15 protein-coding genes and 2 riboswitches are annotated in these 13954 nt (G+C 51.5%); of the genes, 10 read left to right on the forward strand and 5 right to left on the reverse strand.

All coding sequences use genetic code 11. The features are described from left to right. Positions 1–19 precede the first annotated feature (19 nt). The gene (gene ahcY, locus BLP53_RS09905) at positions 20–1429 is read right to left on the reverse strand and encodes an adenosylhomocysteinase (protein ID WP_091472019.1); all 1410 of its coding nucleotides are present in this window, start codon (positions 1427–1429) and stop codon (positions 20–22) included. A gap of 91 nt (positions 1430–1520) precedes the next feature. Continuing rightward, positions 1521–1603: riboswitch (S-adenosyl-L-homocysteine riboswitch) on the reverse strand. 230 nt (positions 1604–1833) lie between these two features. On the opposite strand from ahcY, the gene BLP53_RS13665 reads away from it, so the two are divergent. Next, positions 1834–1983, forward strand: coding sequence for a hypothetical protein (locus BLP53_RS13665; protein ID WP_176755260.1), 150 nt, complete (start codon positions 1834–1836; stop codon positions 1981–1983). Between the two features lie 57 nt (positions 1984–2040). Here the strand turns inward: BLP53_RS13665 and BLP53_RS09910 are convergent, their stop codons facing one another. Together BLP53_RS09910 and BLP53_RS09915 are read right to left on the reverse strand one after the other, a co-directional pair. After that, positions 2041–3240: a GGDEF domain-containing protein gene (locus BLP53_RS09910; RefSeq protein WP_245652786.1), complete on the reverse strand. Its 1200-nt coding sequence runs from the start codon at positions 3238–3240 to the stop codon at positions 2041–2043. A gap of 28 nt (positions 3241–3268) precedes the next feature. Beyond that, positions 3269–3733 carry an EVE domain-containing protein gene (locus BLP53_RS09915; RefSeq protein ID WP_091472021.1) on the reverse strand — a complete coding sequence of 155 codons (465 nt, stop codon included), beginning with the start codon at positions 3731–3733 and terminating at the stop codon, positions 3269–3271. Positions 3734–3801: 68 nt separating this feature from the next. Between BLP53_RS09915 and BLP53_RS09920 the strand changes: the two genes are divergently transcribed. Further along, the gene (locus BLP53_RS09920; RefSeq protein ID WP_091472022.1) at positions 3802–4161 is read left to right on the forward strand and encodes a DUF2237 family protein; all 360 of its coding nucleotides are present in this window, start codon (positions 3802–3804) and stop codon (positions 4159–4161) included. 296 nt (positions 4162–4457) lie between these two features. Here BLP53_RS09920 and BLP53_RS09925 read toward each other — a convergent pair whose 3' ends face one another. After that, positions 4458–4760, reverse strand: coding sequence for a cell division protein ZapA (locus BLP53_RS09925; protein ID WP_091472023.1), 303 nt, complete (start codon positions 4758–4760; stop codon positions 4458–4460). A 3-nt stretch (positions 4761–4763) separates the two neighbouring features. After that, complete coding sequence (locus BLP53_RS09930) at positions 4764–5000, reverse strand: hypothetical protein (protein ID WP_091472024.1); 237 nt, start codon at positions 4998–5000, stop codon at positions 4764–4766. Between the two features lie 90 nt (positions 5001–5090). Beyond that, a riboswitch (cobalamin riboswitch) is annotated at positions 5091–5302 on the forward strand. 134 nt (positions 5303–5436) lie between these two features. Between BLP53_RS09930 and BLP53_RS09935 the strand changes: the two genes are divergently transcribed. From BLP53_RS09935 to cobU, 8 genes are all read left to right on the forward strand, one after another. Continuing rightward, positions 5437–7317, forward strand: a complete 1881-nt coding sequence (locus tag BLP53_RS09935; RefSeq protein ID WP_091472025.1) for a TonB-dependent receptor domain-containing protein — start codon at positions 5437–5439, stop codon at positions 7315–7317. Between the two features lie 192 nt (positions 7318–7509). Continuing rightward, positions 7510–9381, forward strand: a complete 1872-nt coding sequence (locus tag BLP53_RS09940; RefSeq protein ID WP_091472026.1) for a TonB-dependent receptor domain-containing protein — start codon at positions 7510–7512, stop codon at positions 9379–9381. A gap of 96 nt (positions 9382–9477) precedes the next feature. After that, positions 9478–10047 (forward strand): hypothetical protein, encoded by a 570-nt coding sequence (locus BLP53_RS09945; protein ID WP_091472027.1) that lies wholly within the window; start codon positions 9478–9480, stop codon positions 10045–10047. A gap of 15 nt (positions 10048–10062) precedes the next feature. Next, a complete protein-coding gene (gene cobO, locus BLP53_RS09950; RefSeq protein ID WP_091472028.1) occupies positions 10063–10668 on the forward strand; it encodes a cob(I)yrinic acid a,c-diamide adenosyltransferase in 606 nt (201 codons plus the stop codon). Further along, the gene (locus tag BLP53_RS09955; RefSeq protein ID WP_091472029.1) at positions 10668–11951 is read left to right on the forward strand and encodes a cobyrinic acid a,c-diamide synthase CobB; all 1284 of its coding nucleotides are present in this window, start codon (positions 10668–10670) and stop codon (positions 11949–11951) included. The genes cobO and BLP53_RS09955 overlap by 1 nt, the downstream gene beginning before the upstream one ends. Then, a complete protein-coding gene (bluB, locus tag BLP53_RS09960; RefSeq protein ID WP_091472030.1) occupies positions 11948–12622 on the forward strand; it encodes a 5,6-dimethylbenzimidazole synthase in 675 nt (224 codons plus the stop codon). Before BLP53_RS09955 ends, bluB begins: the two co-directional genes overlap by 4 nt. Then, positions 12619–13422 (forward strand): cobalamin-binding protein, encoded by an 804-nt coding sequence (locus BLP53_RS09965; protein WP_091472031.1) that lies wholly within the window; start codon positions 12619–12621, stop codon positions 13420–13422. The genes bluB and BLP53_RS09965 overlap by 4 nt, the downstream gene beginning before the upstream one ends. Beyond that, positions 13419–13943 carry a bifunctional adenosylcobinamide kinase/adenosylcobinamide-phosphate guanylyltransferase gene (gene cobU, locus BLP53_RS09970; protein ID WP_091472032.1) on the forward strand — a complete coding sequence of 175 codons (525 nt, stop codon included), beginning with the start codon at positions 13419–13421 and terminating at the stop codon, positions 13941–13943. Before BLP53_RS09965 ends, cobU begins: the two co-directional genes overlap by 4 nt. Positions 13944–13954 lie beyond the last annotated feature (11 nt).

The raw sequence follows: 13954 nt of genomic DNA on the forward strand, positions 1-13954 counted from the left end.
GGGGATATGCCATACAAGGTTAGTATCTATAGTGATCCGGCTTGAACGGACCGCTCTTGCTGACGCCGATATAGGCTGCCTGTGCATCACTCAGCGTGGTCAGCTGTGCATTGAGTTTCTTCAATTGCAGCAATGCCACTTTCTCATCCAGGTGCTTGGGCAAGGTATATACGCCGACCGGATAGTTGCTGGTTTGCGTAAACAACTCGATTTGTGCAATGGTCTGGTTGGCAAAGCTGGAGCTCATCACGTAGCTTGGGTGGCCAGTACCACAACCCAGGTTTACCAGGCGGCCTTTTGCCAGCAGGATGATGCGTTTACCATCTGGGAAAATCACATGGTCCACCTGTGGCTTGATTTCTTCCCACTGGTATTTTTCAATACCGGCGACATCGATTTCGTTATCGAAATGGCCGATGTTGCACACAATGGCCTGGTCTTTCATTTTGGCCATATGGTCGTGGGTAATCACGTGGTAGTTACCCGTCGCCGTCACGAAAATATCGCCATGCTCAGCGGCGTAATCCATAGTCACTACGCGGTAGCCTTCCATCGCTGCCTGTAATGCGCAGATCGGGTCGATTTCTGTTACCCAGACTTGTGCAGACAAGGCACGCAATGCTTGTGCAGAACCTTTACCCACGTCACCGTAACCAGCAACAACAGCGATCTTGCCCGCCACCATGACATCAGTGGCACGTTTAATACCGTCCACCAGTGATTCGCGGCAGCCGTACAGGTTGTCGAATTTGGACTTGGTCACGGAATCATTGACGTTAATGGCCGGGAAAGCCAGTTTGCCGTCCTTATGCATCTGGTACAAACGATGCACACCGGTGGTTGTTTCTTCAGTCACGCCCTTGATTTCTTTCAGGCGGGTGGAGTACCAGGTTGGATCCGTTGCCAGTTTGGCCTTGATCGCGTTGAACAGGCAGATTTCTTCTTCAGAAGTCGGGTTGGCAATCACGGATAAGTCTTTTTCTGCACGTGCGCCCAGGTGCAACAGTAAAGTCGCATCGCCGCCGTCATCCAGGATCATGTTGGAATAGCCACCATCGGCCCATTCAAAAATGCGGTGGGTGTAGTCCCAGTATTCTTCCAGTGTTTCGCCTTTAACCGCAAACACAGGCGTACCCGTTGCCGCAATCGCCGCTGCTGCATGGTCTTGTGTGGAGAAAATATTGCAGGAAGCCCAGCGCACTTCAGCGCCCAGGTCTTTCAGTGTTTCGATCAGCACCGCTGTCTGGATGGTCATGTGCAAAGAGCCAGTGATACGTGCGCCGCGTAATGGCTGCACTGTCGCATACTCTTCACGGATCGCCATCAGGCCTGGCATTTCGGTTTCGGCAATCGCAATCTCTTTGCGACCCCAGCCGGCCAAATCCATATCGGCCACAATGTAATCTTTGAAATCAGCTACAGTATTCATGTTTAAAGTCCTAAAAAATGAAAACTGAGCAGGGAAGGTTCCTGGGAACCGGTGGAAACGTTTGTTCACCTTTTTTCCGTGCTCGCACAGTGAAAAGTGAACGCCGTTGAGAAGCTTTGCAGCCATCACTCTGAGCCTGGGAGTTTTCCAACTCTCGCAGCGTTCCTCAGAAGTCGCGGATTATACCGTCAACTGCACCATTTTACAAAAGGGGCACCTGTCCAATCGCGAAAAGAAACCTGTAAAAGCAGCTCAAATGGCCCGGTACTATCAGGCATCACGCATGATTTCAAATTGAAGCCATTAGGCCGCTTTGCTCCTGCAAATCATTTGCCGGCCGGCATGGCATGATGGCATCACTGCAAGATTATTGAACATTCATCCACCAGAGAAAGGCGGAAATTATGTCAATGTACCAGGTCATGGACGAAGAGAACCATTGCATCGCGACCTTTCACCATTTTCAGGAAGCGATTGTCACGGCACAAGATTTCACCCTGTGGGATGAAGACCATTACTATCATGTCCAGGAACTGGATATGGAAGTCGTTTAAGCCGGATTGAAATGAAAAGTACGCTTTGAGTACTTTTCCAGAGGCCTTTCGCTCCGGCTAGTGATTGGCAATAAAGACGCGGTTGCGCCCTTGCTGCTTGGCTGCATACAGTGCCGCATCTGCCATGCGCATCATCTGCGCCAGGCTCTGCTGCCCGTTTAACTGAGAGGTGGAAACCAGGCCAAATGAAGCGGTGTAATGAATCTGCTCACCGCTGTCGCTCATGACGCTGTGGTCCACTTCCGAGCGCAGGCGCTCAATGACACGGGCGGCTTCATGCAAATCGGTCATCGGCATCAGGATACCGAACTCCTCGCCCCCCAGCCGGCCAACCATATCGCTGGTACGCAACGCGTTGATACATTTCAGGCAGAAATTCTGCAACACCATGTCCCCGGCATGATGCCCGTATTGATCATTGATTTTTTTAAAATGGTCAATATCCACCATGGCGAATGAAAATGGCAGAGCATAGCGCTGGCTACGCCTTATCTCCGACTCCAGCTCCTGCATGAAATGCCGGCGATTGGCGATACCGGTCAAGAAATCGGTAAACGCAAATTTATCGGTTTCAAGATGTAGCTGGTAAATGCGCCAGACCACCAGCACGCTCACAACCAGGAACAGCATCAGTAGCAATGCCGCATACATGAGCCCCGATCTGGTATGCATTTCCAGCCGCTGCCCACTCTCCTGCACATATTGCGTGGCGCGCTGGTTGGCATGCGCCAGGATAGACTCATTGAGCCTCGCCACTTCGGCAAATGCCGTTGTCCACCGGCTTCCTATCAGCTGATTGGCTTCGGAGAAATGGGCGCTTTGCAGTTGCTGCAGTATCTGGTCACGCACCTGGTTAAGAGCCTGCCATTTTTGTCTGAGTTTAATCACCTGTTGCGGGTCGCCGGAATAATTGCGTTGCATCACCGCAAGATGCGCGTCCACCAGATGCTCACGTGTCTCAATTTCTGCCCTCACCCCCTGCAACACGCTGGCATCTGCCTGGATCAGCGTGGCATACAGCAAATTGCTGCGGATCTGGTAAACATCGGCTTTCAGTTCAAGCGCAGCTTTTGAAACCGCATAAGGCTGCTCATAGAGGTTGCGCGTGGTCTGGTGCATGGCGCGCATGCTGGAAAAATAAATCCAGAGGAACAGCAAGGCCCCCATAAAAGCAATCAGGAACCCTGCAATAAGGATATACAGTACCGCTTTCTTGCGCTGCCTTTTCATGTCTTCATGGATTCGGAGTAGCCACATATCGCGCGTGCCACGGATCGCACCGGCCTTATGTGTTTAATAACTTGATGATGACTGCCCACTCCTTGGGATCGACAGGTGTAATCGACAAGCGGTTCCCTTTTTGCAAGGTGCGCATATTGGCCAGTTCCGGCGTTTCACGCATTTCTTTCAGACCCAGCAAGCGAGTTTTGCGTACCAGCTTGACATCCACATTCACCCAGCGCGGGTTTTCCGGCGTCGACTTGGGGTCAAAATACTTGTGCCCCTCAACAAACTGGAACTTGTCAGGATAAGCCAGCTGGCTGACTTCACAGATGCCAACAATACCGGGCTCATCACAGTTAGAGTGGTAAAACAGCACGCCATCGCCAATTTTCATCTGGTCACGCATGAAGTTGCGCGCCTGATAGTTGCGCACCCCATACCAGTCCACCGTCTGATTGGGAAGCCCCGCCAAATCATCAATCGAAACGTCCGAGGGCTCGGATTTCATCAACCAGTAACGCGCCATGCCTGAAAACCTTCTTATGTCCAACAAATGCCAGTATCATAAACCAAGTTACAGTACAGCTGACAATCATGGCAAAAAACGTTCTTGGCACCCGCCTCATTCCGTGCAACATGCACCCGCTCACCGGCTTTATGCGTGATGGCTGCTGCGGCTTTCATCCCGAAGATGCAGGCAGGCACACGGTGTGTGCGGAGATGACCGATGAGTTCCTGGCTTTTTCACAGGCCCACGGCAATGATTTATCCACCCCGAGGCCGGAATATGACTTTCCCGGACTCAAGGCGGGGGATCGCTGGTGTTTGTGCGCACGGCGCTGGCTGGATGCCAGCGAGGCCGGGTATGCCCCGCCGGTGGTTCTGGAATCTTGCGATGAAAGCTGCCTGGAAGTGGTCAGCCTGGCCGATCTCATGTATCACGCATTGCGCTGATCATGAGGGGGCAAAAAGAGATGTGCTAAGGGGTTACCTGAGCCGTATATCCTGAACCAAAAAGTTCAGGTGGTAACAGCCTAAGGTACATTAGGTTCACACGCCAAGGGTGTCTTAAAAAACTACCCAACTTAGTGCGATCTCACAGCACCTGATGAGCCGAAACCTATAACAAAGACTAGTTCAAGGAATTTTTGACTCAGGCAACGCCTTAACACACCGGAAATATACCGCTTGAAAAATGATACGCCATTTAACCGCAATGGCGATGAATTTTTTATGTCGCTTTAAGGGGATTACAACAATTTGTGCTGGCCGGACAACACTTCATCCATTTGCTGTTGCATGCTGGAAATGCGCCTTTTCACCTCACCAACATCCACACCGTCACTGCGCGTATTCAGTAACTCGTGCGTAATATTCAATGCCGCCATGATTGCAATACGTTCCACGCTGACCATTTTGCCAGCATCGCGGATTTCACGCATTTTACCATCAAGGTAACTCACGGCCTGCAACAGGCTGTCGCGCTCTTCATCGGTACAGGTCACGCTTAACGCACGGCCCATGATCTCAATATCGACTGGTTGTTTCGCCATCGTTTATTGACCCTCCTGCGGCAATGCAGACAGCAACCGCTCCAGCTGCACACTGGCCTGCGTCATATTCAGCTTGAGTGATTGCGACTCCTGGTGCAACTTCGTCAGCTCCTGACGTAACTGCCCATTATCTTCGCGTAGCTGAGTGCACAGCGTAACCAACTTCGCTACGCGCTCCTCCAAACTTTTCAGATCAGCATCCATCGGGCCATTATCAATGAAAAAAATGAGTGTGGTCAATAGGTAAGCGTAGATTTTCAAAGTAAATTAACAATCTCAACCTCACGCTGCCACGTTTAGTTATTGGTAAATACAAAGGCTTTAGACTAAAATACCATTCAGTTGTCAGGTGCTTTGTCTGTGTTCCCACAGACAAAGTGAAACTGGGAAACAGGTGCGTGAACCCATATTCACAATGCCTGTGCTGCCCCCGCAACGGTAAGCAAGTGCGGATCTATCCACACGCCACTGAGCATCAAGCTTGGGAAGGCGATAGATCAAAACTTGCCAGCCCGGAGACCGGCCTCACAACCAACCATTTGCAATACCGCGGGGTGACGGTGTCTGATTGTGTATTTAGCCTTGCTATCCGCTAAGGCTTTTTTCATCATCTACAACTCCCTGGTATTGATATTCAACCCATATGCGGGGTCGCATATGACACAGGGACAAGATAATGAAAAAAGCGATTATTAAAGGACTTATTGGCCTTTCTCTCAGTGAGTTCGCCTACGCAGCAGACCATGCAGCGCTGGACGAAGTCGTCGTAACAGCCACACGTACACCACAGCAACAAGCATCCGTCATTGCCGACGTTTCCGTTGTTAGCGCAGAGGAGATCAGGCGCGGCGGCCAATCCACGCTGATTGAAGTGCTGCAACGCCAGCCTGGTATTGAGATTACCAGCAATGGCGGTGCAGGAAAAACCTCCGGTATCTTCATGCGCGGAACAAATACCGGACATGTTCTTGTGTTAATTGATGGTGTGCGCATGCAATCTGCCACAGCTGGTACCACCACACTTGAAAACCTCCCCATTCAACAAATTGACCATATTGAAATTGTCAGGGGGCCTGTCTCCAGTCTGTATGGCCAGGATGCCATTGGAGGTGTCATTCAGATTTTTACCAAAAAAGGTGTAGAGGGCTTTAAACCATACGCAAACTTAGGTTATGGCACATATGACACAACGCTAGCCGAAGCAGGTTTGCGAGGTAAGCAAGGGGCAACAGCTTACGCGATCAATGTATCCGCCAACAAAACCAATGGTTTTTCGGCATTGGATACCCATAATCCGAACCTGAGCGACAATGACGGTTATCGCAACCTTGCGGTAAGTGGCAGCTTATCGCACCAAATTATCGAAGGTCATGAAGTCGGATTGACCTTGATGCATAGTAAAGGCAGAACGCGTTTCGATAACCGATACAATATTGACCCATCTTTTCCAGCATTTAACCCCGCATTCTCTGATTATGCAGATATAGAACAAGACGCTTACTCTTTATTTAGTAAAAATCAGATTTTTAGCAACTGGCACTCTACTCTGCGTATTGGCTTTGGACTTGATGAATCGGTCACCCATGGAGCAGATTCATTCGCTCCAACTCGCAGCTTGTTTAGAACAAAACAAGATCAACTCAACTGGCAGAATGACATCACTCTTCCTGTCGGCACTCTGACCCTGATGTACGATAAACTGGTAGACAGAGTTCATTCAACAACAGACTTTAACGAGACCAAGCGCACCAATGAAGGTTATGTTGCCAGTTATGTGGCAAATATCGGAGCGCATACCTTTCAGGCAAGCGCTCGTGAGGATCATAACTCCAGTTTTGGCAACAATGTTACTGGCGGGTTAGGTTATGGCTACAGCATCAACAACGCTTGGCGAATTACTGGCAGCTATGGCTCGGCATTCAAAGCGCCCACTTTCAATGACTTGTTTTATCCTGATTACTTTGGATCGCCTACTAGCAACCCGAACCTTAAACCCGAGAAATCAGACAATGTGGAAGCCAGCCTACGTTATCGTGATGAAACATCCAATGCATCTCTTACGGTCTATGAAAACAAGATCCGAAACTTAATTATCTTAGATAGCGCATATGTTCCTGCCAACCTGAATAAAGCCACCATTCGTGGAATAACGCTGGCTGCCAGCAAACAATGGGAAAGTATAGACTTAAGCGGTAGCGTTGATATTCAATCGCCTCATGATGCTGACACTGGCAACTTACTGGTGCGTCGCGCCAATCGTCATGGACAACTCAACCTTGGCTACACTGTACAAGATTGGCGCTTTGGCGCGGAAATGACGACCTCGTCAGCTCGCTACAATGACGCTGCCAATACCTTGCGCATGGGTGGATATACCCTTTTCAACATGACAGCCCAGTACAGAATTGACCGGGATTGGACACTGCAGGCTCGAGCCAACAACATCTTTGATAAGCACTACTACTTGGCACTGGATGGCAATCCGGCAATAGACGGTTTTGCCTATGCTACACCCGGTGCAAATTTGTTCGTGAATATCCGTTACGAACCTCAATAATTATCAGCTGAAAATTTAAATTGGCGCCACTGTGCAAATTGCATATCGCACATGCGCCTTTGGAAAATTCAGAGACAGTATCAGACATCATTGGCACAAAATACTTCGGGTATAAGCATTTCAATCGAACAATAGGGGAAAAATGCCCCTGGTTCTTTAAATGGCTATCTCAAGTATGCACTCAGGATTAACATGCATCGCAATATCATCAAAACACTTATCGTGATTTACCCGGCTTTAGCATTTTCAGAAGTCAACCTCAACAACATCACCGCGCAATCGACAGCTCTCGACGAGATCACGGTCACCGCTGCCAGGACGCCTATCTCCACCAGGACGGCAACAGGTGACATCACCATTATCGAGCGGGAAGAAATAGAACGCTTGTCTGGTGGCGGCCTGGTAGATCTACTCAAACTACAACCCGGTATGCAGATCGTCTCCAATGGCGGCATGGGAACCTCTACAAGTGTGTACATGCGTGGTACCAATGCTGACCAACTGGTCGTACTGGTAGACGGCATCCGCGTAAATTCAGCCACGTCAGGCACCACTGCTTTTGAAAACCTGCCGTTATCAACCATAGATCGTATCGAAATTTTACGTGGCCCCGCTTCCAGTCTTTACGGCTCGGACGCGATTGGCGGTGTGATTCAAATCTTTACGCGTCGCGGTCAATCTGACAAAACCCGTCTTTATGGTAATGTGGGGGCTGGCAGCTACGACACTTATACAGGCAGTGCAGGACTAAGCTCCCAATATAAAGCACTGCAATTTGGTGCACAAATCAGCAGCTATGACACACGCGGCATATCCGCACGCAAGCATCCTCCGCTGAGAGTCGACAAAGATAGGGACGGTTATAACAATCTAAGTGGTTCTGCTTATGCCACCTTGAATTTTGCCGAAGGACATAGTTTGAACCTGAATTTTTTCGGTTCTGATGGGCAAAATCATTACGACAGTGGCTTCAACAACTATACAAACATGCATCAGCAGGCGTATAGCGCAACCTTAAAAGATAAAATTAACCAGTACTGGACCAGCACCTTGAAATATGGGGTCGGGCAGGATCGTTCCTTCACCTTTGACAAACCCACAAGCCAAAGCAAATTTGATTCTGAGCAAACACAACTCACCTGGCAGCATGATTTCGCATTACCTGTCGGCGTACTGACCTTTGCCTATGACCGGCTTGAACAGGATATCCTGACTTCGACCAACGGTACACGCAATATTGATAGAACGAGGAACAACGATAGTTTCACACTGGGTTATGCCGGCCAATATGAAGCACACAGTGCACAGATCTCATTGCGGGAAGACCACAATACCCAATATGGCAACTTTGTCACCGGCGGGCTGGGTTATGGCTACAGCTTATCTCCGGAATGGCAAATCACCGCACAATATGGCTCTGCATTTAAGGCTCCAACATTTAACCAGCTTTATTACCCGAATTTTGGTGACCCGAATTTGGCCCCGGAGAAATCAGACAATCTGGAAACCAGCCTGCGTTATCAAAATGCCATCATGCAGGCCAAATTTACCGTATTTGATAACCATATCCGCGATCTTATCCAGAATGCCGGCCCTGCTACGCCAGGCTGTACCCTGGGAGGTTTCTGCCCCCTCAATGCGGGCAAGGTTGAGATTCAGGGTATCACAAGCGAGCTTGCTTATACGCTTGATTCGAACTGGCAATTGTCTGGCAACCTGACCGTCCAGTCCCCACGCGTAGATGAGACAGATAACCTATTGGCGAGACGCAGCCAGCGCTATGGCAATCTTTTAGTGCAATACACGTCCGGCGACTGGAACTGGAGCGCAGAAATCAATGCCTTCTCCAAACGCTATGACAATGCAGCAAATACCAAAGTCCTGGCAGGCTATGCGTTGCTCAATTCAACGCTTAGCTACAAACTCAACCGTGACTGGAAACTACAGGCACGTGCCAATAATATTCTGGATAAGGACTATGTGCTGGCAGCTGCCACATCCACAGTGAACTACAACACCATGGGTGCAAACGTGTTTTTCAGCCTCAACTATGCCATGCAATAAACCAGGCTGAGTCATCGGTGGATTTTGCCCAAGCCTTGGGGAATTGGGCTAAAATTCACCCCTCAACAATTTAATTATTATTCGGGAGTCACTGGCATGCCACGTAAAATTTCAACTCAATCTCTGGCAATCGCACTTGCCATTGCACTGATGGTCATCGTGACACGCGGCCATCATTTTGCTTCTATCGATTTCTTGCCTAGCGCGTCTTACGCTGCGTTCTTTATTGCGGGCTACTACCTGCGCTCTACCCTCATGTTTGTGGCATTGCTGGCCTTGTGCGCCGGCCTGGATATGGCAGCAGTGACCTGGGGTGGCGTCAGCAATTTCTGCGTCACACCGGCTTACGGTTTCTTGTTGCCGGCGTATGGCACCATGTGGCTGGCTGGCCGCTGGATTGCGAACAACACAACCTGGGCACTGAGCAGCCTGTTTAAACTGACAGGTGTGGTGGTTGTCGCTGCTGCTATTGCCGAGTTGTTCTCCAGCGGTGGTTTCTACTTCTTTGGCGGCCGTTACCCAGACCCAACCCTGGTGGAGTTTGTGCCACGCCTGGTCAAATACTTCCCCAAACAACTCGAAGCAATTGCGTTCTGGGTGGTTGTGGCATTAATTGCCCATGTGGTGTTTGGCCTGGCCAAGCGCTCCGTGCGCGAAAACGCTTAAGTTTTACGCATCATCATGGAAACGAATGACCGTGACAGCCGCCATAAGGCGCGCATGGTACGAAAAAAAGCGGTCATTGATGAAAAAATCGAGCAGGCCAACCAGGAAAAAGGCCTGCTCCTGATCCTCACCGGCAACGGCAAAGGCAAAAGCTCCTCGGCCTTTGGCATGGTTGCGCGCTCCCTGGGCCACGGCATGCGTGTCGGCGTCGCCCAATTCATCAAAGGCCGCTCAGATACCGGCGAAGAAGCCTTTTTCCGCCAGCACCCTGCCGTGACCTGGCATGTGCTGGGCGAAGGCTTTACCTGGAATACCCAGGACCGCCAGCGCGATACCGAAACCGCCATGCGTGGCTGGCAGATTGTGGCTGGGATGCTGCAAGACCCCGCTATCCAGCTTGTCGTGCTGGATGAACTGACATACACCTTCAAATATGGCTACCTGGATGAACAAATGGTGCTGGATGCGATTGCCAAGCGCCCTCCCATGCAGCATGTGGTCATTACCGGCCGCGGTGCTTCCGAAGCCCTGAGAAACGCCGCCGATACAGTCTCGGAACTGATGGATGTCAAACATGCCTGGCGTGCAGGCATCAAGGCCCAGGCCGGGATAGATCTGTAATGCAATCAACTGCAAGCTGCCACGCCATGCTGATGGCTGCGCCGGCTTCAGGCCAGGGCAAAACCATGACCACGGCCGCACTGGCACGCGCCTACCACAACCGCGGCCTGCGTGTGCAGACCTTCAAATGCGGGCCAGACTTTATTGATGGCATGATTCTCGAAGTCGCCATCGGCAAGCCAGTCTATAACCTCGACCTTGGCATGTGTGGTGAAGCCGATGCGCAGCGATTGCTCTATGACGCCGCGCAGCATAATGACGTGATCCTGATTGAAGGCGTGATGGGGCTTTATGACGGCACACCCTCTTGCGCCGATATTGCCGAGCGTTTTGGTATCCCGGTCGCCCTGGTGATTAACGCCAAAGCCATGGCGCAAACCTTCGCCGCGATTGCTTACGGTTTATATGCGTACAGGCCAGCGCTGCAACGTGCTGGCGTCATCGCCAACCAGGTCGGCAGCGAGGGTCATGCCAATATGATCAAGGCAGCCCTGCCAGCGGATGTACCATGGCTGGGCGTCATGAAACATGATACGCAACTGAGCTTGCCAGAACGCCACCTGGGCCTGCACCTGGCGCAGGAAATTGACGATATTGACCAGCGCATAGAAGCCGCCGCGCAATTACTGGGACAAGACACTCTATTACCGCCAACCGTGCATTTTTCGGCACCCGCACAGCAAACGATAGCGCCATTATTACAAGGCAAAACCATTGCCGTGGCCAAAGATGCCGCGTTCTGTTTCACCTATCAGGCCAACCTGGATTTACTGCAAAGACTGGGTGCAAATATTCAGTTTTTCTCACCCTTGCACGATACGCAATTGCCTGCGGCAGATGCTTACTGGCTACCAGGCGGTTACCCCGAACTGCACATAGACCAACTGCAACACAACCACAGCATGCACGATGCTTTGCACGCTGCCGCCCAAGCTGGGAAACCTATCCTGGCCGAATGCGGTGGCATGCTCGCACTGGGGGAAACACTGAATGGCCAGCCCGTGTTCGGCCTATTGCCTGGCAGCGCAGAAATTCAACCAAAATTACAAGGCCTGGGCACGCAGCATGCATCGTTTGCAACAGCGGGCGACGACAAGGCAAGCATAGGCGCGCACACATTCCACTATGGCCGGTTTGAAACTGACTTGCCGGTGATTGCACAAGGCAAAGGTAAATACGGTGCAGGTGAAGCGGTCTACCGCCACCAAAACATCACGGCCAGCTTTCTGCACTTTTACTTCCCGTCCAATCCCACCGTGGCCGCACAATTTTTCCTGCCATGAGTTTTGCTTACACTGAAGCCGACAAAGCAGCGATATACAAAGTGATTGCCGAGCGGCGTGATATGCGGCATTTTTTGCCCACGCCTATTGCCCCGGCGCTATTACAGAAGTTATTGCAAGCCGCGCACCACGCCCCCAGCGTTGGCCTGATGCAACCGTGGCGCTTTATCCGCATCAGCGACGTGGACTTGCGCAAACGCATACACGCATTGGTCGATGAAGAACGCAAACACACGGCACAGGCGATTGGTGAATTTGAAAATACCGCACGCATGGCCGAGTTTATGCGGCTCAAGGTCGAAGGCATCCTGGACTGTGGCGAATTGCTGGTTGCTACTTTGTGCGATCACCGCGAACAACACATTTTTGGCCGCCGCACGCTGCCAGAGATGGACCTGGCCTCAGTCAGCTGTGCCATCCAGAATGTATGGCTGGCCGCACGTGCCGAAGGCATAGGCATGGGCTGGGTCAGCCTGTTTGACCCACAAGCACTGGCCGCATTACTGGGTATGCCCGATGGTGCCAAACCAGTGGCAATTTTATGCCTGGGCTATGTGAATACCTTTTACAAATCACCCATGCTGGTAGAACAGGGCTGGACCACGGAAAAACCGCTCTCCGAGATGCTGATGGAAAACGGCTGGCAAACAACGGAAAAACCACAACCATGAAGGGCTGGCCACAACGCATCGCCTGCCTGACCACGGAAACCGTGGAAGTACTGTACCTGCTAGGCGAGCAAGACCGTATTATCGGTATTTCCGGCTTCACCACACGCCCGGCGATTGCGCGCAAAGAAAAGCCGAAAATCAGCGCCTTTACCAGCGCCAACATCGAGAAGATCCTGGCGCTGCAACCAGACCTGGTGCTGTGTTTTTCCAATTTACAGGCGGATATTGCCGCGTCGCTGGTCAAGGCTGGCTGCCAGGTACATGTGTTCAACCAGCGCAGCCTTGATGAAACACTGCAAATGATACTTACCGTGGGCAACCTGACCGGTGCAGGCGAGAAAGCGCAGCAACTGGTACGCACTTACCACTCGCAACTTGCTGCCGCACGCCAGCAGACCGCAACCTGGCCACGCAAACCCGTGATCTACTTTGAAGAATGGGATGAGCCCATGATGTGCAGTATCCGCTGGGCGGCCGAGCTGATAGAAGCTGCGGGCGGCGTTGATTGCTTCCCGGAACTCAGCCAGTTTCATAGCGCCCGTGACCGCCAAGTGACTGCAGAACAAGTGCTGGCCAGGCAGCCTGACATCATTATCGGCTCCTGGTGCGGCAAAAAATTCCAGCCAGCAAAAGTGGCCGCGCGAGAAGGCTGGCAGACCATACCCGCCATTCGTGATGGACATATTTACGAAATCAAGTCAGTCGATATTCTGCAACCGGGGCCAGCCTTGTTCAGCGAAGGCTTGCCGCAATTGCAGGCCATTATCCAGCGCTGGCACCAACAAAGGAGTGACGCATGAGTACACATCTGATTCTGGGTGGCGCACGCAGTGGCAAAAGCGCTTATGCCGAGCGGCTGGCTGCTGCGCTTGAGTTACCGGTCACTTACATTGCTACCGCACAAGTGTATGACGACGAGTTTGCCAAGCGTGTGGCACACCACAAAGAACGCCGCCCGCCCTATTGGCAGCTGGTAGAAGCGCCATTCACCCTGGGGCAAACGCTGCTGGACAACGATGCACCAGAGACTTGCCTGATTGTGGATTGCCTGACCTTATGGCTGGCGCAATGTATCTGTCCAGACTGTGACAAACCGCGACAGCTGGACTGGCAGGCAGAAAAGCAGGCCTTGCTGGATGCCTTGCCGCAATTGCAGGCAACAGTGTTTTTGGTCAGCAACGAAGTCGGCATGGGCATCGTACCGCTGGGTGAGATCAACCGCCAGTTCCAGGATGAGCAAGGCCGCTTGAACCAGCATGTAGCCGCCCTTGCAGACCACGTCAGTTTTATGGCGGCAGGCTTGCCGTTGAAGCTTAAATAACAAGAAAGAAA

Source organism: Methylophilus rhizosphaerae (assembly GCF_900100975.1).
Taxonomy (GTDB): Bacteria; Pseudomonadota; Gammaproteobacteria; order Burkholderiales; family Methylophilaceae; genus Methylophilus; species Methylophilus rhizosphaerae.